The following is a 22,154-nucleotide window of genomic DNA, read 5'->3' on the forward strand; positions in this document are numbered from 1 at the left end:
CCGTTGCGCACGAGATCGCCACCGAAGGCAGTGCCCGGCAGGTCAGCGATATCGATAGAGAACGGGTTCAGAACGAGAGTCGGCATGGGCGGCTAGCTTAGCGGATACAAGCTGCCGCGCCCACCCGTGAGCGGTTAAACCTTGGCGGCTACCGGCGTTGATTTGCTGCGCGGGCGCAGTTGCGCGGTAGCCATGGCGGCGTCGGTGACGCCAGTCTCAGCGCGCATGCCTGCGGCGAGGAACGGCACCATCAGGCGCATGACCTGCTCAATGGAAGTGTTAACGCCGAAATCGGTTTCGGCAATCGCGCGCAAAGCCTTGATGCCGGACATGCTGAACGCCGCCGCACCGAGCATGAAGTGCACACGCCAGAACAACTCGATCGGAGGAATGCGCGGCGCCGCCTCATTGACAAGCAGCATGTAGCGACGAAACACCTTGCCGTACATGTCTTCCAGATAACGACGCAGGTGACCCTGGCTTTGGCTGAACGCCAAGCCGAGCAACCGCATGAAGATCGACAGATCATTGCCACTGCGCGGCTGGACCACGAGCGCCTGCTCAACAAGGATTTCCAGCAACTCTTCGAGGGTCGGCTTGTTTTCAGGCTTGGCCTGGCGTCGCTCCAGCTCTTTATCGAGGCTGATACAGAACGGTCCGAGGAATCTCGAGAAAACGGCCTGAATCAGCGCTTTCTTGGAGCCGAAATGATAGTTCACCGCTGCCAGGTTGACGCCAGCCTTGCTGGTAATCAAACGCAATGAGGTTTCAGCGAAACCTTTCTCCGCGAACAACTGCTCGGCAGCATCAAGAATGCGTTCAACGGTTTCCGACTGGGCCATGGCTACTCCGCCTGACAAACACTTGTTTGAAACATACGTTTCAGCCTGTGCCTTGTCAAGCCTGCCTGTTCGTTTTGGGAATGGTCGGTCAGCTATTTAACCACACTAGGCCACTGCATTAATAAGCACGTCTGCCGACCGTCCGGCGGCCTGCAAAAAAACGGGCATTGCCAAGACCGCTTCACTGTATATAATCCCAGTCACTGTATAAAAAGACAGAGCGATCAATATGCTAAAGCTGACGCCACGCCAAGCCGAGATTCTGGCCTTCATCAAACGTTGCCTCGAAGACAATGGCTACCCGCCGACCCGCGCGGAAATCGCTCAGGAACTGGGTTTCAAATCGCCAAATGCTGCGGAAGAACACCTCAAGGCATTGGCCCGCAAGGGCGCGATCGAAATGACCCCGGGTGCTTCTCGCGGCATTCGAATCCCTGGTTTCGAAGCCAAAGCCGACGACTCTACCCTGCCCATCATCGGCCGAGTCGCAGCCGGCGCGCCGATCCTTGCCCAGCAGCACATCGAAGAATCCTGCAACATCAATCCGGCGTTTTTCCACCCACGTGCCGACTATCTGCTGCGCGTGCACGGGATGAGCATGAAGGACATTGGCATTTTCGACGGCGACCTTCTGGCAGTCCACACCACCCGTGAAGCGCGTAATGGCCAGGTTGTCGTCGCCCGCATCGGCGATGAAGTGACCGTCAAACGCTTCAAGCGTGAAGGCAGCAAAGTCTGGCTGATCGCAGAAAACCCTGAATTTGCCCCCATCGAAGTCGACCTGAAAGATCAGGAACTGGTGATCGAAGGCTTGAGTGTTGGCGTAATCCGCCGCTAAAGGAGGCTTTATGCAGTTCCCACACACACCTCAGCAAACACAACTGCCTTTATTCGAAGCGTTTCTGGCGCAACCGATGGCGCCGATCCTGAAAGACGTGGTCGAACGCCCTTGGAATGCCGAACCCGAAGTATTCAGTGAGCTGTCACTGCGCGGTGCGACCGGGAACTGCCTGAACCTGCTGGCTCCGATTCTTCGCGAATTGAGCGACGACCAGGATGCGCGATGGCTGACGCTGATTGCGCCACCGGCGAGCCTTACCCAATCATGGCTGCGTGATGCAGGTCTGAACCGCGAGCGTATTCTCCTGCTGCAACCGAGAGGCGCACAAAGTGCTCAACAATTGGCCTGCGAAGCGTTGCGTCTAGGTCGCAGCCATACGGTAGTCACCTGGCTCAACCCACTGAACACGAGTTCACGACAACAACTGATCAGCGCTGCACGCACGGGCGACGCTCAGAGTCTGAACATTCGATTGGGTTGATTGGCTGGTTTGGTGCGCTGTTTGAAGCGCAGGGCTTCTCCATGGATAGAGAAGCCGATCTGAAGCGGTATCGACAGGAACCAAAAGCAGTCGGGAATCAATGAAGAACCCGAGGCCCTTCTTCCTTATCAAACTCACCTTCAATCATCCGGCCTGCCATCTGCACGCCGACGCTCAACATCGCCTTGGCGATTTCCACGTGCTGGCCCTGCAGGAATGTCTTGGCATCCTCGGAGAAATCCAGAGTCACCAAAGAACCCTCGTCCTCAGCCCTGCGCAGTTCGATTCGGCCGTCGGGTAACTCGACAATTTCTAGAAAGGACGTTGGCATATAGGTCTGTTCTCCACGAAAGGCAGGCATTATATAGACATCATTCAGGCTTCGCTCGGGATCTTGACCAGCAGCATGTTTCAGATTGCCACCGTGTCAATCCTCGTCAGCACTCGTTCAAACCTTCGCGAAAACGAATGGCTAGACCTTTGAGGTTTTGCCGCCAACTCTCAAGCTCCTCTCGACTCAACTCCTGCGGCGCCTCTTCCTCATCCAGATTAACCGCCTGAATCAATGGCTGTGTGACGTCACCCTTGGGCTTGCGTGGCACCCGTGGCGGTTGAAACAGCGCCGAATGCGCTGCCAACAGTTTTGCCAGCCAAGTTTCCGGATTGCCCGCCAGTTCAACCATCTCAGCCAGCTCGGGAATGGCAATCGATTCCAGCACTTCGCGTGTCAGCAACATCTCGGCCCGTGGCGCACTGGCCTGTGGCAATCGATAGAACCCGGCGATCTCGTGACACAAACCCAACAGCGCGCCGTACAAGTGGAACAACGCCGATTCGCGCCCAGCCTGAATCAGCGCCAAGGAATTCATCGCCCGCCCCTCTTCAGCTCGAGCCAAGGCTTCCAGCGACAGGCCGGCGAAATAGATTTTCTGATTGGTACGGGTATAGAACTCGTGGGCCATGACGGCAGTCTCCACAGCGAAATAATTGCTTCACACAGGCCGGACAGTGTCGTGGATCAGCCGATCTCACCGCAAGCACAAAACAAAAAGGCCGCATGGAAACCCATAGGTTCTCATGCGGCCTTTTCACTATCGGACTAAAGCTTACTCAGCCTTGGCCTTCGCGCTACGTTTGTCTTCAACCGTCCACTTGCCACCGTCGAAGTAAGCCTTCCAACCGGTAGGCTTACCGTCGACTTCAGTCTGCACGTATTGCTCCTTGGTCTTGCGGCTGTAGCGGATCACCGCTGGCAGACCGTCAGGATCCTTCTGGGGTGCTTCGCACAGGAAGTGGTACTTCGGATCGATTTCGTCCTTGTGCGGCAGAATCTCGATCACCAGCGGAGCACGGGTCTCGCGGTTTTTCGGGAACTGACTGGCCGCCAGGAACAGACCGGACGCACCGTCGCGCAGGATGTAGGTGTCGTTGACCTTTTCGCATTTCAGCTCAGGCATCTTCACCGGATCCATCTTCGGCGGCGCCGCATCACCGCTCTTCAGCAGCTTGCGGGTATTTTTGCAGGTCGGATTAGTGCAGCCAAAGAACTTGCCGAAACGTCCAGTCTTGAGCTGCATCTCGCTGCCACACTTGTCGCACTCCAGACTCGGACCTTCGTAGCCCTTGATGCGATAGCTGCCCTCTTCGATTTCGTAGCCAGCGCAATCCGGGTTGTTACCGCAGATGTGCAGCTTGCGCTTCTCGTCGAGCAGGTAGGCGTCCATCGCCGTGCTGCAGATCGGGCAGCGATGCTTGCCACGCAGTACCAGCGATTCAGACTCGCCTTCATCGTCCGCAGCAATCTCGTCGCCCGGCACGAGGTTGACGGTGGCCTTGCAGCGCTCTTTCGGCGGCAGGCTGTAACCCGAGCAACCGAGGAATACACCGGTCGATGCGGTACGGATCTGCATCGGACGACCACAGGTGGTGCAAGGAATATCGGTCATGACCGGCTGGTTGGCGCGCATGCCGCTTTCCGGGTTTTCGGCTACTTCCAATTTCTTTTTGAAGTCGCCGTAGAACTCGTCCAGCACGTTCTTCCAGTCGCGCTCGCCCTGAGCCACATCATCGAGATTCTCTTCCATGCCGGCGGTAAAACCGTAGTCCATGAGGTTGGAGAAGCTCTCCGACAGTCGCTCGGTGACGATGTCGCCCATCTTTTCCGAATAGAAACGACGGTTGTGCAGGGTCACGTAGCCGCGATCCTGAATGGTCGAAATGATCGCAGCGTAAGTCGAAGGACGACCGATGCCGCGCTTTTCCATTTCCTTCACCAGACTGGCTTCCGAGTAACGCGCTGGCGGCTTGGTGAAGTGCTGGGTCGGATCAAGCTTGATCAGCTTCATCACATCGCCCTGCGCCATATCGGGCAGAACGTCGTCATCGCCAGGTTTGGCAATCTGCGGCATCACGCGGGTGTAACCGTCAAACTTCAGGATACGACCCTTGGCGCGCAGCTCGAAATCACCAGCGCCGACACTGACAGTCGTCGACAGGTATTGCGCCGGCAGCATCTGGCAAGCCAGGAATTGGCGCCAGATCAGTTCGTAGAGACGCTCTGCATCGCGCTCCATGCCGGCAAGCTTGCTCGGAATGGTATTGGCGTCGGACGGACGAATCGCTTCGTGAGCCTCTTGTGCGCCTTCCTTGCTGCTGTAGACGTTTGGCGTTTCCGGCAGGTATTTCTTGCCGAACTCGTCTTCGATATAAGCACGCGCCATCGTCACGGCATCCGCCGAGAGGTTGGTCGAGTCGGTACGCATATAAGTGATGTAGCCAGCTTCATAAAGACGCTGGGCCATCATCATGGTTTTCTTCACGCCGAAGCCCAGGCGGTTGCTCGCGGCCTGTTGCAGCGTAGACGTGATGAACGGCGCCGACGGCTTGCTGCTGGTCGGTTTGTCTTCGCGCTTGACGATGCTGTAGCTGGAAGACTTGAGCTTCTCCAGCGCGGCCATGGCCTGGGCTTCGTTCAGCGGCTTGAAGGCTTCGCCTTTCTCGCGGGCGACTTCGAAGCGTACGGTCGAGCCCTTGGTGGTGCCGAGATCGGCGTGCACTTCCCAGTACTCTTCCGGATTGAACGCACGGATTTCACGCTCACGCTCGACCACCAGCTTCACGGCGACTGATTGCACGCGACCGGCGGACAGGCCACGAGCGATCTTTGCCCACAGCAGTGGCGAGACCATGTAGCCCACAACGCGGTCGAGGAAGCGACGCGCCTGTTGAGCGTTGACACGATCGATGTCCAGTTCGCCCGGCTCGGAGAAGGCTTCCTGAATCGCCTTTTTGGTAATTTCGTTGAACACCACGCGCTTGTAGCGGCTGTCGTCACCACCGATGGCTTCGCGCAGGTGCCAGGCAATGGCTTCCCCCTCGCGATCCAAGTCGGTTGCGAGATAGATGGTGTCAGCATCTTTGGCGAGCCGGCGCAGCTCTTCGATGACCTTCTCTTTGCCCGGAAGGATCTCGTACTTGGCTTTCCAGCCATGATCGGGATCGACACCCATGCGCGAGACGAGCTGCTTGCGCGCCTTCTCCTTCGGCGTGAGCACCGGACCTTCGCCCGCGGCAGCCTTGCCGCGCTTGGCGGCTGGCTCTTTGCTGGCGCTAGCCGAACCGCTGGTGGGCAGGTCTCGGATATGGCCGATACTCGACTTCACCACGTATTGGTTACCCAGATACTTGTTGATGGTCTTGGCCTTAGCCGGGGATTCCACAATGACCAGCGATTTGCCCATGGATCAGAAAATTCCTGAATTCTAGAAGTGAAAGGCGGTTGGCGCCTGACGCGGCACCGCTATATATAGTTGATACAAGGTGAGGTCAAGCACAGGGTTCTGTGCGCACTCGCCTCATGCCTTGGAAAAAAGGCTCGGTTCGGCTTGCACCAAAGCAAAGCGTGGCACCTGCTCGCCGTCAACCTCGACTGACTCGAGAAACATGCTCAAAGGGCGCACCCAAAAGCCGTAATCGCCATACAGGGCTTGGTAAAAGACCACTTCTTCTTCAGTCTCGGAATGCCGCGCAACGTTGAATACACGGTACTGCGGACCTTTGTAATGTTGGTAGAGCCCAGGTTGTATCGGCATGGTTTGGCCCTCACTCAAATTTTTTCAAAATAAAAACAAAATAAATCCACAAAAACAAAAACCGGGGCACTTGGCCCCGGCTTCCATCGACGAGACGCTTAAACGCGTTCGAAGACGGTGGAGATGCCTTGGCCGAGACCAATGCACATAGTGGCCACCCCAAAGGTGCCGCTATTCTGCTTCATCACGTTCAGCAGGGTGCCGGAAATACGGGCACCGGAGCAACCGAACGGGTGACCCAGGGCGATCGCGCCGCCGTGCAGGTTAACCTTCTCGTTCATCTTGTCGAGCACTTTCAGATCTTTCAGCACTGGCAGAGCCTGTGCGGCGAAAGCTTCGTTGAGTTCGAAGAAGTCGATATCGTTGATGCCAAGGCCTGCACGCTTCAGGGCTTTTTGTGTCGCCGGAACTGGACCATAGCCCATGATTGCCGGATCCACACCCGCCACCGCCATCGAACGGATCACCGCCATCGGCTGGATTCCCAGGTCCTGCGCACGCTGCGCCGACATCACGATCATGCACGAAGCACCATCGGTGATCTGCGACGAAGTACCGGCAGTCACGGTGCCGCCCTTTGGATTGAAGGCAGGCTTGAGGGCCGCCAGACTTTCCAGGGTGGTTTCCGGACGAATGGTTTCGTCGTAGTCGAACAGTTTCAGGAAACCGTTCTCGTCATAGCCCTGCATCGGGATGATTTCGTCTTTGAACTTGCCTTCCACAGTAGCCTTGTGGGCCAACTGGTGGGAACGCACGCCGAAAGCATCTTGCTGCTCGCGAGTAATGCCGTGCATTTTGCCAAGCATTTCAGCGGTCAGGCCCATCATGCCCGAGGCTTTCGCCGCGTACAGAGACATGTGCGGGTTCGGATCGACACCGTGCATCATGCTCACGTGCCCCATATGCTCGACGCCGCCAACCACGAAGACGTCACCGTTGCCGGTCATGATCGCTTGCGCAGCAGTGTGCAGAGCACTCATCGACGAGCCACACAGACGGCTCACGGTCTGACCGGCCGAGGTGTGCGGGATCTGGGTCATCAGCGACGCCATGCGCGCGATATTCCAGCCCTGCTCCAGGGTCTGGTTCACACAGCCCCAGATCACATCTTCGACTTCAGCCGGATCGACCTTTACGTTGCGCTCCAGCAGTTTGCTGATCAGGTGCGCCGACATGTCTTCGGCGCGGGTGTTGCGGTGCATGCCGCCCTTGGAGCGGCCCATCGGAGTACGACCGAAGTCGACAATCACGACGTCTCTAGGATTCAAGCTCATAAGTTCACTCTCACTCTAGTTGGGGGCGCTTAACCGAAGAAGCGTTGGCCGTTTTTGGCCATTTCGCGCAGCTTCGCGGTCGGGTGGTACAGCGCGCCCAAATCAGCGTACTGGTCAGCCAGGGCAACGAACTCGGCAACACCGATCGAATCGATGTAGCGCAGCGCACCGCCACGGAATGGAGGGAAACCGATGCCGTAGACCAGACCCATGTCGGCTTCGGCGGCAGTTTCAACGATGCCGTCTTCCAGGCAACGCACGGTTTCCAGGCACAGCGGGATCATCATCCAGTTGATGATGTCTTCGTCAGTGACTTCACGCTGCTCGTAAACGATCGGCTTGAGCACTTCCAGTACCGACGGATCGGCGACTTTCTTCTGCTTGCCTTTCTTGTCGGCCTCGTAGGCGTAGAAACCCTTGCCGTTCTTCTGACCCAGGCGCTTGGCTTCGTACAGCACGTCGATGGCCGAGCGACGGTCATCCTTCATGCGGTCCGGGAAACCTTCAGCCATCACGTCACGACCGTGGTGACCGGTGTCGATGCCGACCACGTCCATCAGGTAGGCCGGGCCCATTGGCCAGCCGAATTTTTCCATGACTTTGTCGATACGGACGAAGTCCACACCAGCACTGACCAGCTTGGCGAAACCGCCGAAGTACGGGAACAGCACGCGGTTGACCAGGAAGCCCGGGCAATCGTTGACGACGATCGGGTTCTTGCCCATTTTCTTGGCGTAGGCAACGGTAGTGGCAACTGCCAGCTCGCTGGACTTCTCGCCACGGATCACTTCCACCAGCGGCATCATGTGCACCGGGTTGAAGAAGTGCATGCCGACGAAGTTTTCCGGACGCTTGAGGGCCTTGGCCAACAGGCTGATGGAAATGGTCGAGGTATTGGACGCGAGGATAGTGTCCTCTTTGACCTTGTCTTCGACTTCCGCCAACACGGCTTGCTTGACCTTCGGGTTCTCGACCACAGCCTCGACCACCAGGTCGACGTGACCAAAATCGCCGTAGGACAGGGTCGGACGAATGCCGTTGAGCACTTCGGCCATTTTCGCTGCGGTCATGCGACCTTTATCAACGCGGCCAACCAGCAGTTTGGCGGCTTCGGCCAGACCCTGCTCGATACCGTGCTCGTTGATGTCTTTCATCAGGATCGGCGTGCCTTTGGAGGCCGACTGATAAGCGATACCGCCACCCATGATACCCGCGCCGAGTACGGCTGCCTGCTTCACGTCCTTGGCGATTTCATCGTAGGCCTTGGCCTTTTTCTTCAGCTCCTGATCATTCAGGAACAGACCGATCAAGCTCTGCGCGGCAGAGGTCTTGGCCAGTTTAACGAAACCTGCAGCTTCAACTTCCAGCGCCTTGTCACGACCGAAGTTCGCGGCTTTCTGGATGGTCTTGATCGCTTCAACCGGCGCCGGGTAGTTCGGGCCAGCCTGACCGGCCACGAAACCTTTGGCGGTTTCGAAAGCCATCATTTGTTCAATGGCGTTCAGCTTGAGCTTTTCCAGCTTCGGCTGACGCTTGGCCTTGTAGTCGAACTCGCCGGAGATGGCGCGCTTGATCAGCTCAAGAGCAGCTTCCTGCAGCTTCTCTGGAGCAACCACGGCGTCGACGGCGCTGACTTTCAGGGCGTCTTCAGGGCGGTTTTCCTTACCGGCGGCAATCCACTCGATAGCGTTGTCGACACCGATCAGGCGCGGCAGACGCACAGTACCGCCGAAGCCTGGGTAGATACCCAGCTTGACTTCCGGCAGACCGATCTTGGCCTTGGTGGACATGACGCGGTAGTCAGCCGCCAGGCACATTTCCAGACCGCCACCCAGTGCGATGCCGTTGATCGCGGCCACGGTTGGAACGTTGAGGTCTTCGAAATCGCTGAAGATCTTGTTGGCTTCGAGATTGCCAGCAACCAGCTCGGCATCCGGCAGCTTGAAGTTGTCGACAAATTCGGTGATGTCGGCGCCGACGATGAACACGTCCTTGCCACTGCTGACGATCACGCCCTTGATCGAAGCATCTGCCTTGATGGCGTCTACGGCCTGACGCAGTTCGTTCAGGGTAAGACGGTTGAACTTGTTGACGGACTCACCCTTGAGGTCGAATTTCAATTCGACGATGCCACTTTCAAGAGCTTTAACCGTGATGGCTTTACCTTCGTAAATCATCAACTGATCTCCACGATATGGAAGCTGAACAGTACACGTCGGACGCAGGCGAATGGCTCGGCAGGACGCTTTTTCGTCGATGCTGACGCCAATCCACCCGGCACACCCGCCAACGCGATAGTCGGGATTCTGTAGGAGCGCTCTGTAAGACAAACGCTCAATTCATACGCCCGTTTGATTTGGGTACGTCACCTTCACGGAATTTCCAACAATTGTCAATCGCCCAAAATACGGGTTGAAATGCGACTTTGCGGTCATTTCCGTACCACGAAGACCCGCAACACGCGCCTGCATGTGCAGCCATTCATAGAATCAATAGTTAGAAAAGTCGCCCTAATTCGCAACGGGTCTTGTTTAACAGGCTACGCTGACTGGACTACAGTGAGATGCGCCGACCGTCCAACAGTGCGCCAGCATCAAAAAGATTACCGGCCTGCCTGGCCAACCCAGCCCGATGAATGATGTCGGGCTTTTTATTGCTCGTCTGCCGGACCCTTCGCACCGTTGCAGTGCGAAAAATCCGCGAGTCATGCCAGCGCTTTCAATGTGGCATCGATTTCCTTCAAAACCGTCGCCTCGCCCTTCTCGCCCCAATACAAAGCAATCATCTGCTTGTCCGCCTCAACCTTGAAGACGTTGTCCGGCAATTTTTCGAAATGATTGAGCAACGCCCGATCTTCGCAGACTTCCTGCCACTGATTGACCCACACGCCCGGCGATTTCTGCCAGTACGTCCAGCACGCCGGCTGATTGCCACGGCGCGGCCGATGGTACTGCGCGCACGGGCTCGGCGGCTCTTGCGACAGCCAGTGCGGCCATTCCTGAGGTGCCAGTTGCATGGCCAAGCCGATGCGTCGAGCCTCCATGCGCAGGGCGATGCGGCCACTCTGCGCCCGCGATGGGCGCAACCATGCCAGCGGACTCAATACCACCAGCAGGATTGACACCACTATCCAGACCGTCATATCTGTACTCCCGAATCTTGATGAGCCCATTGCGTCACCTTGGAACCAATGCGCTTGAAACCAGCCATACTTACCAATATTGAAACCTCAGGAGGAGCACCTCATGCCTTACCACCACATCCTGGTCGCCGTAGATCTGACCGAAGAGTGCGACCCTGTTATCCACCGCGCCCGAGAGCTGTCAGTGAGCAACGGCGCCAAGCTGTCACTGGTACACATTGTCGAACCGATGGCCATGGCTTTCGGCGGTGACGTGCCTATGGACCTGTCACAACTGCAACAGCAGCAGTTCGATCAGGCCAAGGAACGCCTTGAGCGCCTGAAGCTCAAGTACTCCGAACTCGAAGGTGCCAACTGCCACTTGACCTACGGCCAGCCGCGCCAGGAAATCCACCATTTCGCCAAGGAACAGGCGTGCGATCTGATTGTGGTGGGCAGCCATGGTCGCCATGGTCTGGCACTGCTGCTTGGTTCGACCGCCAACGATGTATTACACGGCGCACCTTGCGATGTGCTGGCGGTACATCTGGTCAAACGCTGAAACCTGTAGGAGCAGCCTTCAGCAGCGCCTGCAAAAAGCCCGGCCTCACGCGAATGAGGCCGGGCTTTTTCATGGCCGGATCAATCAGGCATCCAGCTCGGCCCAACGCTCCACCAGGGCATCCAGCTCAGCCTGCAACTGTTCAAGTGAGGCAATCACCTTGGCGGTCTCGGCCGCAGGACGCTGATAGAAACCGGCGTCGGCCATTTCAGCCTCAACGGCAGCAATCTGCTGCTCCTTGGCATCGATGTCACCCGGCAGCGCTTCCAGCTCGCGTTGCAGCTTGTAGCTCAGCTTCTTCTTGGCTACCGGTGCAGCAGTGGCAGGTACAGCCGCGGGAGCTGGTTCAGCAGTCACCACCGCCGAATTCAGGTCCGCCTTGCCCGACTTGCTTTCGGTCACGCCCAACAGACGCGGCGAACCGCCCTGACGGATCCAGTCCTGATAACCGCCGACGTATTCACGCACCTTGCCTTCACCTTCGAAGACCAGTGTGCTGGTGACCACGTTGTCGAGGAATGCCCGGTCGTGGCTGACCATCAGCACAGTGCCGTTGAAGGTCAGCAGCACTTCTTCGAGCAGCTCGAGGGTTTCCACATCGAGGTCGTTGGTCGGTTCATCGAGGACCAGCAGGTTCGCCGGTTTGCTGAACAGTTTGGCCAGCAACAAGCGCGCCCGCTCTCCACCCGACAGCGCCTTGACCGGCGTGCGGGCACGCTGCGGGCTGAACAGGAAGTCGCCGAGGTAGCTCAGTACGTGGCGGCTTTGGCCGTCGATATCGATAAAATCGCGACCTTCGGCCACGTTGTCGATCACGGTTTTCTCAAGATCCAGCTGATGGCGCAGTTGGTCGAAGTAAGCCACGTCGATCCGGGTGCCCTCTTCCACTTTGCCGCTGGTCGGTTGCAGACCGCTGAGCATCAGCTTCAACAGGGTGGTTTTGCCGGTACCGTTGGCGCCGAGCAGACCGATACGGTCGCCGCGCTGCAGGACCATCGAGAAGTCTTTGATCAGGAACGGGCCGTCCGGGTGATGGAAGCTGACATTTTCCAGCACCATCACTTGCTTGCCGGACTTGTCGGCGGTTTCCAACTGAATGTTGGCCTTGCCGGTGCGCTCACGCCGCTCGCTACGCTCAACGCGCAGGGCTTTCAGGGCGCGGACGCGGCCTTCGTTACGGGTACGACGGGCCTTGATGCCCTGACGGATCCACACTTCTTCCTGAGCCAGACGCTTGTCGAACAACGCGTTAGCGGTTTCTTCAGCGGCCAGCGCGGCTTCTTTGTGCACCAGGAAGCTGGCGTAGTCGCCGTTCCAGTCGATCAGACCACCGCGATCCAGTTCGAGGATGCGTGTGGCAAGGTTTTGCAGGAAGGAACGGTCGTGCGTGATGAACAGCACGGCACCCTGGAAATCCTTCAATGCTTCTTCAAGCCAGGCAATCGCACCGATGTCCAGGTGGTTGGTCGGCTCGTCGAGCAGCAGCAGATCCGGCTCGGACACTAGCGCCTGCGCAAGCAGTACGCGACGACGCCAGCCGCCGGACAGTTCGGCGAGGGTCTTGTCGGCCGGCAGTTGCAGGCGGCTCAAGGTGCTGTCGACCAGAGTCTGCAAGCGCCAGCCGTCACGGGCTTCGAGGTCGTGCTGGACGTGCATCAGCTTGTCCAGATCAGCGTCGGTGACGATGTTCTGGCTCAGGTGATGGTACTCGGCGAGCAAGGCGCCAACGCCGTCGAGGCCTTCAGCCACCACGTCGAACACGGTCCGCTCGTCGGCCACTGGCAATTCTTGCGGCAATTCGCCGATTTTCAGACCGGGGGCACGCCATACCGAGCCGTCATCGGGCTTCTGGTCGCCCTTGACCAGTTTCATCATGCTGGACTTGCCAGTGCCGTTGCGGCCGATGATGCACACCCGCTCACCACGGGCGATCTGCCAGGACACCTTGTCCAACAACGGCATCGCGCCGAATGCAAGGGACACATCGCTGAATTTGAGCAGGGTCATGAGCTTCTCCAAAAACCGGGCGCGCATTCTACCTGAGTTAGGGCTTCAACAGGCCGGCAATTTGTCTGTCGAAGCACTCTGCACAACATTTGTTGCGAACTTGTGCTGCGAGGCCCGCAAAGCTTTCGCCGCTTGCTGGCAAAAGGCTAAGCTACAGACAATTCAGTGCTGATCCTTGTCGGCACTTGTCATGATTTCTCTGCCCGGATGTCTCATGCGCAGTCGCCTTCTCAGTGTTTTATCCTGTTTGCTACTTACCGCCACTGCCGTTCAATCCGCCCAGGCGGTGGACCTGTCCACCCAGCGCCAGTATTACGATGAGGCCAAGCGCGCGCTGGCCAAGGGCGATACCGGCCCTTATTTCCGTTACAGCCAGGCGCTGGCCGATTATCCGCTGGAACCGTATCTGGCCTACGACGAACTGACCGCACGCCTGAAAACCGCGAGCAATGCGGAAATCGAGAAATTCCTCGCCGAACACGGTGACCTGCCCCAGGCCAACTGGATGAAGCTGCGCTGGTTGCGCTGGCTCGCCGACCGTGGTGACTGGGCGACCTTCGTCAAATATTACGACCCGAAACTCAACTTCACTGAACTGGACTGCCTCAATGCGCAGTACCAGATCACCCACGGCAAAAAAGCCGAAGGCTACGCCAATGCCGACAAGCTCTGGCTAACTGGCAAATCGCAACCCGCCGCGTGTGATGCGCTGTTCGGCATCTGGGCCGCCGATGGCCAGTTGACCGAACAGAAACGCTGGGAGCGCACCAAGCTGGCGGCTCAGGCGCGCAACTATCCGCTGGCCAACAGCCTGGTCAACGGCCTGACTACCCTCGCCCCGCGCGGACGTTTGCTGGTCGATGTGGCGCAGAAACCCGAGCTGTTGAATCAACAGTCGCGCTTCACCCCGGCCGATGAGCCGATGTCCGACGTGGTCAGCCTTGGCCTGCGCCGCCTGGCCCGTCAGGATCCGGAGAAGGCCATGGCGTTGCTCGACGGTTACGCCAGCAGCATGCATTTCTCCCGCGATGAGAAAGTCGCGATCGCCCGGGAAATCGGCCTGACCCTCGCCCGGCGTTTCGACAGCCGCGCACTGGACGTGATGACCAAATACGACCCGGAGTTGCGTGACAACACCGTTTCCGAATGGCGCTTGCGTCTGCTGTTGCGTCTGGCTCGCTGGGACGACGCTTATCAGCTGACTAAACGTCTTCCACAAGATCTGGCCACCACCAATCGCTGGCGTTACTGGCAGGCCCGAAGCCTGGAATTGGCAGAGCCGCAGAATCCGCAAGCGCAGACGCTGTACAAGAACCTTGCCCGCGAGCGAGATTTCTACGGATTCCTCGCTGCCGACCGTTCCCAATCGCCGTATTCACTGAACAATAAGCCTTTGGTGCTCAGTCAGGCACTGATCAATAAGGTGCGCAACACTCCGGGCGTGCGCCGGGCGCTCGAATTCCATGCCCGCGGGCAGATCGTCGACGGTCGTCGCGAGTGGTATCACGTCAGCCGTCACTTCAACCGTGACGAAATGGTCGCCCAGGCCAAGCTAGCCTATGACCTGAAGTGGTATTTCCCGGCGATCCGCACCATCAGCCAGGCGCAATATTGGGACGATCTGGACATTCGCTTCCCGATGGCCCACCGCGAAACCCTCGTGCGTGAAGCCAAGGTACGCGGTCTGCATTCGAGTTGGGTGTTCGCCATTACCCGTCAGGAAAGTGCCTTCATGGACGACGCCCGCTCCGGCGTCGGCGCCAGCGGCCTGATGCAATTGATGCCCGGCACCGCCAAGGAAACCGCGCGCAAGTTCAGCATTCCGCTGGCCTCGCCGCAGCAAGTGCTCGATCCGGACAAGAACATCCAACTCGGTGCCGCTTACCTGAGCCAGGTGCACAGCCAGTTCAACGGCAACCGGGTGCTCGCTTCCGCCGCCTATAACGCCGGCCCCGGCCGCGTACGTCAGTGGCTGCGCGGCGCTGATCACTTGAGTTTCGACGTGTGGGTGGAAAGCATCCCCTTCGACGAAACCCGCCAGTACGTGCAAAACGTGCTGTCTTATTCGGTGATCTACGGCCAGAAGCTCAATTCGCCACAGCCGTTGGTGGATTGGCATGAGCGCTATTTTGATGATCAATGATCGATAGCCGTTCGCTTGAATGAAAATGCCCGCATTGAGAAATGCGGGCATTTTTTATGGAGCGCCAATTAGTCGGTTGAAGCCTGCGAGCCATCACTGAACTGCAATGACGCCAGCCTTGCATACAACGGGTTGCTCACAATCAATTCCTGATGCGTACCGATTGCCACGAGTTTGCCCATATCCATCACCGCAATCCGGTCGGCGTTTTTTACCGTGGCCAAACGATGGGCGATGACCAGTGTGGTGCGGTTGTGCATCAGGCTCGGCAAGGCTTGCTGAATCAGATGTTCACTTTGCGCATCAAGGGCGCTGGTGGCTTCGTCGAGCAGCAAGATTGGCGCGTCGACCAACAACGCCCGGGCGATGGCCAACCGCTGACGCTGGCCGCCGGAGAGTCCGAGACCGCCATCGCCCAAATGGGTCTGGTATCCCTCGGGCATCTGCTCAATAAAATCGTGAGCATGAGCAATCCGCGCCGCCTCCTTGACTTGCTCCAGCGTCGCCGTCGGACAGCCATAACGGATGTTCTCTTCCACGCTGCCAAAAAACAGTGCCGGCGTTTGTGAGACCAGGGCGAAACAGCGACGCAGATCCAGCGGATCCAGACTCGTCAATGGCACACCATCGAGCAGAATCCGGCCTTGGCCGGGATCGTAGAAGCGCAACAGCAAGTCATACACAGTGGATTTACCGGCACCGGACGGCCCCACCAATGCCAGGGTTTCGCCTGCCCTGACCTTAAGACTCAAACCGTCGACAGCGTAGCTTTCTGGCCTTGAAGGGTAGGAAAACCTTACATCCTGCAGCTCCAACTCGCCCCTCACCCGCGCAGGCAACGTCACCAATCCGGACGTTGGCGGCTGGATAATATTTTCCGAACGCAGCAGTTCGGCAATCCGCTCGGCGGCGCCGGCCGCGCGTTGCAGCTCGCCAATCACTTCACTCAATGTGCCAAAAGCGCTGCCGACGATCAGGCTGTAGAAGACGAACGCGGCCAGTTCACCGGCAGAAATTCGCCCGGCTATCACGTCCATACCGCCGACCCACAGCATGACCGCCACGGCACCTAACACCAGCACGATGACCAGTGTGATCAGCCATGCCCGCTGGAAGATCCGTTTGCGCGCCGTTTCGAAAGCCTGTTCGACAGTGGTGGCGAAGCGCTGCTCGTCCTGCACCTGGTGGTTGTAGGCTTGTACGGTTTTGATCTGGCCGAGAGTTTCGGAAACGTAGCTGCCAATGTCGGCGATCCGATCCTGGCTCAGCCGCGACAGGTTACGCACGCGTCGGCCGAAGATCAGGATCGGCGCGATCACCAATGGAAGTGCGATAACGACGATGCTGGTAAGTTTGGGATTGGTGATAAACAGCAGCACCACGCCGCCGATGACCATCAGCAGATTGCGCAGAAACAGCGAAAGCGACGAGCCGATCACCGATTGCAGCAATGTCGTATCAGCGGTCAGGCGTGACTGGATTTCCGAGCTGCGGTTGTCCTCGTAGAACCCCGGATGCAGGTACACCAGATGGTTGAACACCTGTCGACGAATGTCCGCCACACAACGCTCACCGATCCACGACACCAGATAGAACCGGGCAAATGTTCCGATCGCCAGACCGAGCACCAGCAGCATGAACAGGCCAATGGATTGATTGAGCAGGTGCGGCGACTGGGTCATGAATCCCTGATCGACCAGCAGCTTGATGCCCTGCCCCATCGACAAAGTGATGCCTGCGGTGAGGATCAACGCGAGCAGCGCGCCGAAGGCCTCCCAACGATAGGGCGCAAGAAAATGGCTGGTCAGGCGCAGGGCGCGCCGGTGCCTTGAGGAAAGCATCGAAATCATTCGGGTTCACATCTGTGCGGATGAATAGGGCCAACCTACAAGCTCAATGGGGTGGAACTCTGTAAATCACAATGAGTCAGGTTAAATATGCCCCCAAAGACTAGGCCATAGTTGCTATTGGTCTAAAGTCCCGGTTGAGACGAGCGGTCATTTCTGTTTGAGTGGAGATGCCGCCGCCGACAGAGCGCAGGGAGTTGTCACAGCCCGGTCACGTGGGGGTTTTAACCTAGGCGCACAACCTGATGAGGAGACAGGCCATGTCCTTGCAACACAGCAGCGATGACAAGATTGAAGTGATCCGCACCAAACCCGGCCAGACTCTGGGTTGCTCGATTATCGATGAACAGGGGCGCGAAGTACCGATCACTGAAGACATGATCCAGGACGCCTGCCGCGAACTGGATAAGCGATTGGTCAAGCCTGCCGAACAAGAGTGATATAGCCACCGTCTTCCTGACCCGGCCCCTTTGGCCGGGTTTTTTCTCTCTGCGGTTTGCCACTGCTGCGGGACTGTTGCAGGAGCTGTCGAGTGAAACGAGGCGGCGATCTTTTGACTTTGTTTTTTAAGAGCAAGATCAAAAGATCGCAGCCTTCGGCAACTCCTACAAGGGTTCAGGTCAGATGATGACTGCGCCTAGCGCCTTTACAATCTGGCGCAATACCGGGGAATCCCCTTCGATCCGTACTTTCAGCCCTTCAATCTCGCGCCGAACCGGGTACTGCTTGCGCAACACATCGAACGCCGCACGCTGCTCGCCGACATTGTCTGCAAGGCTGCGACGAAAATCTGCGTCATCCCGGCGCGGGTCGTACACGCCACGGCACAACATCGCCAGCGCCCAGGCCGGATCGCTGTCAGCATGCAAGGTCACTTCCGACAACCATGGTGCTGGCAGCAAGTCACTGAGCTGGATGCTCGCAGGCGCACCGATGAAGTTGCAGTAAGCCTGATAGATCTGCGCTGTGCCGCGCTGTTTGCCATCGAGGCTGTAACCGGCAATGTGCGGCGTGGCCAGGACGCAGAGATCGGCCAGTGACAAGTCGACCTCAGGCTCGGCTTCCCAGACATCCAGAACAGCTTGCAAGTCTTCGCGCTCCAGTAAAACTTTGCGCAGTGCAGCGTTATCCACCACCGGACCGCGTGCGGCATTGATCAGCCACGCGCCGGGTTTGAGTTGCTGCAAACGTTGCTGATCGAACAGATGCCACGTCGCGCCGTCTCCGCTGCGGGTCAACGGCGTGTGCAGGCTGATCACATCGCACTGCTCGATGATCTGCTCAAGGCTGACGTAATCGCCACCCTCAGCAGCCTGACGCGGCGGATCGCAGACTTTCACGTTCCAGCCCAGGCCCTTCAGGACGCTGATCAGTCGACCGCCCACTTCACCGGCGCCCACCACACCGAACGTGCGTTGAGTCAGGTCGACCCCTTCGATTTCGGCGAGGGTCAGCAGACTGCCGAGCACGTAATCGACCACGCCCCGGGCGTTGCAGCCTGGCGCGCTCGACCAGGTAATCCCGGCCTCAGCGAAATACTCAAGATCCAGATGATCAGTGCCGATGGTGCAGGTGCCGACAAAGCGCACCTTGCTGCCTTCCAGCAACGCACGGCTGACATTGGTCACTGAACGCACCAGCAACACGTCAGCCTGTTCGACCGTTGCACGGTCGATGGAGCGGCCCGGTACCCGGCGGATCTCGCCGAAACCGGCAAAAAAGGCTTCGAGCAGCGGGATATTTTCGTCGGCAACAATCAGCATGGCGGGCTCCTTGGGCGGATCGGCAGTTTAGGTGCAGATGCACGGTTGGGCCAGCAGGCTTTGTGATTACAAATCCGCAACAGAGGATTTTTCCTGACCAAAGCGTCAGCGGCGTAGAATGCGGCGCCCTGCGCATCAATCTCCGTGGACGCTTTGCCTGTGAATTCTGTTACTGACCAACCTGTCGCTGTCTCCCTGACCCGCCCCGCGCGGATTCGCCTGGAGTTCAAGAACCTGCTCGCCCTGGCGTTGCCGATCATCATCGCGCAACTGGCAACCACGGCCATGGGCTTCGTCGATGCGGTGATGGCCGGTCGCGTCGGGCCGAAGGATCTGGCGGCCGTGGCACTGGGTAACTCGATCTGGGTGCCGGTGTTCCTGCTGATGACCGGCACCCTGCTGGCCACCACGCCAAAAGTCGCCCAGCGTTACGGCGCCGGCACCCACAGCGAGATTGGCCCGATCGTGCGTCAGGCGTTGTGGCTGGCGCTGGTGGTCGGACTGATCGCGACCACCATGCTGGTTGCCGCCGAACCGGTGCTGCACCTGATGAACGTCGATCCCGAGCTGATCGGCCCGTGCATGCAGTACTTGCACGGTATCGCCAGTGGTCTGCCGGCGGTGGCGTTCTACCATGTATTACGCTGCTTCAGTGACGGCCTCGGTCGTACGCGTCCGGCGATGGTGCTGGGTCTGTGCGGGCTGGCGCTGAATATCCCGCTGAACTACGTGTTCATTTATGGTCACTTCGGCGTGCCAGCCATGGGTGGCGTTGGCTGCGGCTGGGCCACGGCCATTGTGATGTGGGTGATGGCGCTGGGCCTGGCCGGATACGAGCGCTGGGCTCCGGCCTATCGTTCGAGCGAACTGTTCAGCCGCTTCGACTGGCCGCAATGGGCGGTGATCAAGCGTCTGCTGGCGATCGGTCTGCCGATCGGCATCGCGGTGTTTGCCGAGTCGAGCATCTTCGCGGTGATCGCCCTGCTGATCGGCAGCCTTGGTGCTACCGTGGTGGCCGGGCACCAGATTGCGCTGAACGTCAGCTCACTGGTGTTCATGATTCCTTACTCGTTGGGCATGGCCGTGACCGTGCGCGTCGGTCAGGCTCTCGGTCGTGAAGAACCACGCGAGGCGCGTTTCGCCGCAGGCGTCGGCATGGGCACTGCGCTGGCTTATGCCTGCCTGTCGGCGAGCATGATGTTGCTGCTGCGTGAACCGATTGCAGCGATCTACACGGCTGACCCGACGGTGATCCACATCGCGGCGATGTTGATCGTGTATTCGGCGCTGTTCCAGTTTTCCGATGCGATACAAGTGACCGCCGCCGGTGCCCTGCGGGGTTATCAGGACACTCGCGTAACGATGATCCTGACCTTGTTTGCCTATTGGGGCATCGGCCTGCCGGTGGGTTACGCCCTCGGCCTGACCGACTGGCTCGGCGAACCGCGAGGCCCGAGCGGCTTGTGGCAGGGTTTGATCGTGGGCTTGAGCTGTGCGGCGTTGATGCTGTCGATTCGCCTGACCCGCAGCGCACGCAAGCGCATTCGTATCAGTCGTTCGTTGGGCTGATCAGCCATAAAAAAAGACCTGCATTTGCAGGTCTTTTTTTTGTCTGTCAGACAGACTTCTTGCGAATCCAGTACAGATAAGTACCGGCCTCTTCGTGCTGCCCCACCAGCTCGTGGTCGAGAAACACACAGAACTTGGGAATATCGCGACGGGTCGAGGGATCAGTGGCGATCACCTTGAGCAGTCCACCAGGCACCAGATCACGGATGTGCTGGTGCAGCATCATCACCGGCTCCGGGCAATTGAGGCCGGTGGCGTCGAGGGTGCCGTCGACCGGCGTGTCGATCATTTCACTCATGATTCACTCCTGAAACTGGCCGGCATTGTCGCGCATTGCCGGGTGTTCGGTCATCTTTTGGTCTTTTTCACATCGTGCCGGCGCAGGTGGCAGGTCACTTCTTCACGGTCGTGATAGAGCTGTTTGCAGCCGATATCGACCTTGATCCCGCGCGCCTTGAAACCATCGGCGATGCGCTCAAGCAGGCGCTTCACCTCGGCGTAACGCTGCTTCATTGGCAATTTCAGGTTAACCACGGCCTCGCGGCAATGACCTTCGCCGATCCACTCTTCGAGCATCGCCGCGTTACGCGCGGGTTTCTCGACGATGTCGCAAACCATCCAGTCCACCGGTTGCTTGGGCTTGAAGGTGAAGCCGTCGGCCATCAAGTGCTGTACCAACCCGGTGTCCATCAGGCTTTCGGCCATTGGGCCGTTATCGATGGCGGTTACCAGCATGCCGCGGTTGACCAGTTGCCAGGTCCAGCCGCCCGGCGCTGCGCCGAGGTCAACGCCGGTCATGTCGCTGTGCAGACGGTCTTCCCACTGGTCACGCGGGATGAAGTGGTGCCAGGCCTCTTCCAGCTTCAGCGTCGAACGGCTCGGCGCTTCACGCGGGAACTTCAAACGTGGAATGCCCATCGGCCACATCGCCGAGTTACCGGCGTCTGCCATGCCAAGGAACACTTCGCGGCCACTTTTGAACGTCAGCAACAGACGCGGCTTGCTGGCGTCGTCCACCAGTTTGCCGGCGCCGGTCAGGGCCTTGCGCAGCGGGCCTTCGAATTTCTTGCAGAAGTTCGACAGTTCCTTGCCGTCGTTGGTGTCGACGACTTCCAGCCACAGGCTGCCGCACACCGGGAATTCGGCCATGTTCGCGAGGATCACGCTGATGCGGTCGGTTTCCGGCAGATCGATGAAGACACCACGCGCCCATTGGCGCGGGAAGATCAGTTCGGCAAAACGCTGACCGCGCATCAGGCGCTCGGCGCCGTCTTCTTCGGTGCAGACAAATTCGGCACACGCGGTGGCCGCTTTGGCTTTGGCGTAACCGGCCACATTAAGTTGTGCGGCGAGGTCGGAAATTTCCGAACAGACTTCGCCTTCGAAGCCTGGCCGGCAATGCATGAATAGGGTGTTCATTCTGACTCCTGGGCAGAGGGCGGACATTCGGCCCCTGCGCGATGCTCAGGTTTTGCTTTGCAGCAAAGCCTGTCACGAAAACCGGCGCATGATAGCCGATGTCGGAACCTTGGTTCTCTTCAAAGAGTCCAGTTATTAGCCAGCTAATGAAAACAGGGCTACGTTGATAGCTCTGCCCGTCCCCTCAATCCGTA

At 58.5% G+C, this 22,154-nt stretch carries 19 protein-coding genes; 6 read left to right on the forward strand and 13 right to left on the reverse strand.

Going from position 1 to position 22,154, the window contains the following annotated elements; genetic code table 11:
- Positions 1-134: 134 nt before the first annotated feature.
- Positions 135-842, reverse strand: coding sequence for a TetR/AcrR family transcriptional regulator (locus PSH79_RS18450; RefSeq protein WP_007910473.1), 708 nt, complete (start codon positions 840-842; stop codon positions 135-137).
- A gap of 229 nt (positions 843-1,071) precedes the next feature.
- Here PSH79_RS18450 and lexA point away from each other — a divergent pair, with 229 nt between their 5' ends.
- Positions 1,072-1,680: a transcriptional repressor LexA gene (gene lexA, locus PSH79_RS18455; protein ID WP_003226590.1), complete on the forward strand. Its 609-nt coding sequence runs from the start codon at positions 1,072-1,074 to the stop codon at positions 1,678-1,680.
- Between the two features lie 10 nt (positions 1,681-1,690).
- On the forward strand, positions 1,691-2,164 hold the full coding sequence (sulA, locus tag PSH79_RS18460) for an SOS-induced cell division inhibitor SulA (protein WP_305438882.1): 474 nt from the start codon (positions 1,691-1,693) through the stop codon (positions 2,162-2,164).
- Positions 2,165-2,261: 97 nt separating this feature from the next.
- Here sulA and PSH79_RS18465 read toward each other — a convergent pair whose 3' ends face one another.
- From PSH79_RS18465 to PSH79_RS18495, 7 genes are all read right to left on the reverse strand, one after another.
- On the reverse strand, positions 2,262-2,495 hold the full coding sequence (locus PSH79_RS18465; RefSeq protein ID WP_008082203.1) for a hypothetical protein: 234 nt from the start codon (positions 2,493-2,495) through the stop codon (positions 2,262-2,264).
- Positions 2,496-2,601: 106 nt separating this feature from the next.
- Positions 2,602-3,126, reverse strand: a complete 525-nt coding sequence (locus tag PSH79_RS18470) for a DUF6586 family protein (protein WP_305438883.1) — start codon at positions 3,124-3,126, stop codon at positions 2,602-2,604.
- Between the two features lie 144 nt (positions 3,127-3,270).
- The gene (gene topA / locus PSH79_RS18475) at positions 3,271-5,904 is read right to left on the reverse strand and encodes a type I DNA topoisomerase (protein ID WP_305438884.1); all 2,634 of its coding nucleotides are present in this window, start codon (positions 5,902-5,904) and stop codon (positions 3,271-3,273) included.
- A gap of 114 nt (positions 5,905-6,018) precedes the next feature.
- The gene (locus PSH79_RS18480) at positions 6,019-6,255 is read right to left on the reverse strand and encodes a DUF1653 domain-containing protein (RefSeq protein WP_042560169.1); all 237 of its coding nucleotides are present in this window, start codon (positions 6,253-6,255) and stop codon (positions 6,019-6,021) included.
- Between the two features lie 98 nt (positions 6,256-6,353).
- The gene (gene fadA / locus PSH79_RS18485; protein WP_053122093.1) at positions 6,354-7,529 is read right to left on the reverse strand and encodes an acetyl-CoA C-acyltransferase FadA; all 1,176 of its coding nucleotides are present in this window, start codon (positions 7,527-7,529) and stop codon (positions 6,354-6,356) included.
- Positions 7,530-7,558: 29 nt separating this feature from the next.
- Complete coding sequence (gene fadB / locus PSH79_RS18490) at positions 7,559-9,706, reverse strand: fatty acid oxidation complex subunit alpha FadB (RefSeq protein ID WP_305438885.1); 2,148 nt, start codon at positions 9,704-9,706, stop codon at positions 7,559-7,561.
- 527 nt (positions 9,707-10,233) lie between these two features.
- Complete coding sequence (locus PSH79_RS18495) at positions 10,234-10,671, reverse strand: hypothetical protein (protein ID WP_305438886.1); 438 nt, start codon at positions 10,669-10,671, stop codon at positions 10,234-10,236.
- A 103-nt stretch (positions 10,672-10,774) separates the two neighbouring features.
- Here PSH79_RS18495 and PSH79_RS18500 point away from each other — a divergent pair, with 103 nt between their 5' ends.
- The gene (locus PSH79_RS18500; RefSeq protein WP_007910454.1) at positions 10,775-11,212 is read left to right on the forward strand and encodes a universal stress protein; all 438 of its coding nucleotides are present in this window, start codon (positions 10,775-10,777) and stop codon (positions 11,210-11,212) included.
- Positions 11,213-11,296: 84 nt separating this feature from the next.
- On the opposite strand, the gene PSH79_RS18505 is transcribed toward PSH79_RS18500, so the two are convergent.
- A complete protein-coding gene (locus PSH79_RS18505; protein WP_305438887.1) occupies positions 11,297-13,219 on the reverse strand; it encodes an ATP-binding cassette domain-containing protein in 1,923 nt (640 codons plus the stop codon).
- A 214-nt stretch (positions 13,220-13,433) separates the two neighbouring features.
- Between PSH79_RS18505 and PSH79_RS18510 the strand changes: the two genes are divergently transcribed.
- Positions 13,434-15,362, forward strand: coding sequence for a transglycosylase SLT domain-containing protein (locus PSH79_RS18510; protein WP_305438889.1), 1,929 nt, complete (start codon positions 13,434-13,436; stop codon positions 15,360-15,362).
- Between the two features lie 68 nt (positions 15,363-15,430).
- Here PSH79_RS18510 and PSH79_RS18515 read toward each other — a convergent pair whose 3' ends face one another.
- Positions 15,431-17,212: an ABC transporter transmembrane domain-containing protein gene (locus PSH79_RS18515; RefSeq protein WP_305438890.1), complete on the reverse strand. Its 1,782-nt coding sequence runs from the start codon at positions 17,210-17,212 to the stop codon at positions 15,431-15,433.
- Positions 17,213-17,469: 257 nt separating this feature from the next.
- On the opposite strand from PSH79_RS18515, the gene PSH79_RS18520 reads away from it, so the two are divergent.
- Positions 17,470-17,649, forward strand: a complete 180-nt coding sequence (locus PSH79_RS18520; RefSeq protein ID WP_158828810.1) for a PA1571 family protein — start codon at positions 17,470-17,472, stop codon at positions 17,647-17,649.
- Between the two features lie 180 nt (positions 17,650-17,829).
- Here PSH79_RS18520 and pdxB read toward each other — a convergent pair whose 3' ends face one another.
- Positions 17,830-18,972: a 4-phosphoerythronate dehydrogenase PdxB gene (gene pdxB / locus PSH79_RS18525; protein ID WP_305438893.1), complete on the reverse strand. Its 1,143-nt coding sequence runs from the start codon at positions 18,970-18,972 to the stop codon at positions 17,830-17,832.
- A 159-nt stretch (positions 18,973-19,131) separates the two neighbouring features.
- On the opposite strand from pdxB, the gene PSH79_RS18530 reads away from it, so the two are divergent.
- Entirely contained in the window at positions 19,132-20,541 is a 1,410-nt protein-coding gene (locus tag PSH79_RS18530) for an MATE family efflux transporter (RefSeq protein WP_305438894.1), read from the forward strand.
- Between the two features lie 46 nt (positions 20,542-20,587).
- On the opposite strand, the gene tusA is transcribed toward PSH79_RS18530, so the two are convergent.
- Positions 20,588-20,839: a sulfurtransferase TusA gene (gene tusA / locus PSH79_RS18535; RefSeq protein ID WP_305438895.1), complete on the reverse strand. Its 252-nt coding sequence runs from the start codon at positions 20,837-20,839 to the stop codon at positions 20,588-20,590.
- A gap of 50 nt (positions 20,840-20,889) precedes the next feature.
- Positions 20,890-21,960 carry a 23S rRNA (cytidine(2498)-2'-O)-methyltransferase RlmM gene (gene rlmM, locus PSH79_RS18540; RefSeq protein ID WP_187677510.1) on the reverse strand — a complete coding sequence of 357 codons (1,071 nt, stop codon included), beginning with the start codon at positions 21,958-21,960 and terminating at the stop codon, positions 20,890-20,892.
- Between the last annotated feature and the right edge of the window lie 194 nt (positions 21,961-22,154).

Source organism: Pseudomonas sp. FP2196 (assembly GCF_030687715.1).
Classification (GTDB): domain Bacteria; phylum Pseudomonadota; class Gammaproteobacteria; order Pseudomonadales; family Pseudomonadaceae; genus Aquipseudomonas.

Bases quoted from the DNA above. Each gene is read 5' to 3' on its own strand.
- PSH79_RS18450 (WP_007910473.1), bottom strand. From the start codon at position 842: ATGGCCCAGTCGGAAACCGTTGAACGCATTCTTGATGCTGCCGAGCAG.
- lexA (WP_003226590.1), top strand. From the start codon at position 1,072: ATGCTAAAGCTGACGCCACGCCAAGCCGAGATTCTGGCCTTCATCAAA.
- sulA (WP_305438882.1), top strand. From the start codon at position 1,691: ATGCAGTTCCCACACACACCTCAGCAAACACAACTGCCTTTATTCGAA.
- PSH79_RS18465 (WP_008082203.1), bottom strand. From the start codon at position 2,495: ATGCCAACGTCCTTTCTAGAAATTGTCGAGTTACCCGACGGCCGAATC.
- PSH79_RS18470 (WP_305438883.1), bottom strand. From the start codon at position 3,126: ATGGCCCACGAGTTCTATACCCGTACCAATCAGAAAATCTATTTCGCC.
- topA (WP_305438884.1), bottom strand. From the start codon at position 5,904: ATGGGCAAATCGCTGGTCATTGTGGAATCCCCGGCTAAGGCCAAGACC.
- PSH79_RS18480 (WP_042560169.1), bottom strand. From the start codon at position 6,255: ATGCCGATACAACCTGGGCTCTACCAACATTACAAAGGTCCGCAGTAC.
- fadA (WP_053122093.1), bottom strand. From the start codon at position 7,529: ATGAGCTTGAATCCTAGAGACGTCGTGATTGTCGACTTCGGTCGTACT.
- fadB (WP_305438885.1), bottom strand. From the start codon at position 9,706: ATGATTTACGAAGGTAAAGCCATCACGGTTAAAGCTCTTGAAAGTGGC.
- PSH79_RS18495 (WP_305438886.1), bottom strand. From the start codon at position 10,671: ATGACGGTCTGGATAGTGGTGTCAATCCTGCTGGTGGTATTGAGTCCG.
- PSH79_RS18500 (WP_007910454.1), top strand. From the start codon at position 10,775: ATGCCTTACCACCACATCCTGGTCGCCGTAGATCTGACCGAAGAGTGC.
- PSH79_RS18505 (WP_305438887.1), bottom strand. From the start codon at position 13,219: ATGACCCTGCTCAAATTCAGCGATGTGTCCCTTGCATTCGGCGCGATG.
- PSH79_RS18510 (WP_305438889.1), top strand. From the start codon at position 13,434: ATGCGCAGTCGCCTTCTCAGTGTTTTATCCTGTTTGCTACTTACCGCC.
- PSH79_RS18515 (WP_305438890.1), bottom strand. From the start codon at position 17,212: ATGATTTCGATGCTTTCCTCAAGGCACCGGCGCGCCCTGCGCCTGACC.
- PSH79_RS18520 (WP_158828810.1), top strand. From the start codon at position 17,470: ATGTCCTTGCAACACAGCAGCGATGACAAGATTGAAGTGATCCGCACC.
- pdxB (WP_305438893.1), bottom strand. From the start codon at position 18,972: ATGCTGATTGTTGCCGACGAAAATATCCCGCTGCTCGAAGCCTTTTTT.
- tusA (WP_305438895.1), bottom strand. From the start codon at position 20,839: ATGAGTGAAATGATCGACACGCCGGTCGACGGCACCCTCGACGCCACC.
- rlmM (WP_187677510.1), bottom strand. From the start codon at position 21,960: ATGAACACCCTATTCATGCATTGCCGGCCAGGCTTCGAAGGCGAAGTC.